The 507-nt window shown below is 71.6% G+C and carries 1 protein-coding gene; it reads right to left on the bottom strand.

What is annotated here, in order from left to right; translation table 11 throughout:
* Nucleotides 1–371, bottom strand: a 371-nt coding sequence (locus JCM25156_RS26825; RefSeq protein WP_199898894.1) for a hypothetical protein, incomplete at its 3' end; no start/stop codon positions are given.
* Between the last annotated feature and the right edge of the window lie 136 nt (nt 372–507).

Raw genomic sequence — 507 nt, 5'->3', positions numbered from 1 at the left:
GCCGCCCGGGCGGTTTCCAGCGCACGCTCGGCATCCTCGCGCCGGGTTATGGCCTGTTGCAGGGTGGCATCGGGCACGGCCTGTGCGCGCAACTGCTCCAGACTGGTGGCAAGGGTGTCCACCGCATGGCTGGCGCGGGTATGGGCGGCCTGTGCGCCGCGCAGGGCCTCCTCGGCCGCCTGACGGGTGGACCGGGCTTCCTTGAGGCGGGCATTGGCCTGTATCTCGGCCTGCGTGGTGTGGGCGCGGGCCTTTTCCGCCGTAGCCAGATCGACGCGGATTTTGGCCAGATGCTCCCCGGTTTCCGCCACCACCGCGCCCAGGCGCAGGCGTTCGGCTTCGGGCACCAGACTGGCGCGCGCTTTTTCCACATGGCCCCGCAGTGGCCACGTCGCGTTCCAGCGCGTCCAGCCTGTCGCGCGTGGCGGTTACATCCTGCGTGGCCTGCTGGTGCAGGCGGCGGCTTTCCACGGCGGCGTTGCGGGCCAGCCCGGCCTGAAGGACGGC

The organism is Komagataeibacter kakiaceti JCM 25156 (assembly GCF_000613305.1).
The sequence above is the reverse complement of the archived record's forward strand: the minus strand, read 5'-3'. Positions and strand labels throughout refer to the sequence as shown.